Source organism: Salinimicrobium oceani (assembly GCF_012037645.1).
The window spans coordinates 1-490 of record NZ_JAAVJR010000476.1 but is presented as its reverse complement, the minus strand read 5'-3'; the positions used below and the strand labels follow the sequence as shown (position 1 = coordinate 490).

Sequence of the window (490 nt, the reverse complement as noted above, 5' to 3'; positions counted from 1 at the left end):
ACTCCTAAATTCCCTTCTTCATTCGGAGTTAGCTTCACCTCATTCAGCTTTTTCTCAAGTGCTTCTGCTTTTGCCTGGTCCATTTCCACACTTTGCATTTCTCCGCCGCGGCTATAAACCAGTCTTAATTCCTCCCCCTGACTCTGGTCTACCTTTCGGGTTAATTGGTGCCAGTATCCTATTTCAATGTCGTTGACAGAGATGATCCTGTCTCCCTTTTTTAGGCCGGCAAGATCTGCCGGACTCCCTGCAATTACCGAATCCAGCACGGGAATGGTCATGGGAACAAAAGGCTGCATCACCCCCTGTTCAAACATTTGTGAACCTATATCTTCGGGCACGTCAATGGTTTCAGAAGTTCCGTCCTGATGTTCTACAGTGATATTCTTCACATCGCGTAGAAAAAGATATTTATTGATATCAATAATGTTCTTAAGTTCCTGGTCGTTTACTTCCAGGACCCGATCTCCGTCCCTAAAGCCATATTCCT

Annotated in this window: 1 protein-coding gene; it reads right to left on the bottom strand. The window is 45.3% G+C overall.

Annotation, left to right across the window (positions count from 1 at the left end; all coding sequences use genetic code 11):
* A partial coding sequence (locus HC175_RS17815) for a PDZ domain-containing protein (RefSeq protein WP_168139607.1) occupies positions 1-490 on the bottom strand: 490 nt, incomplete at both ends.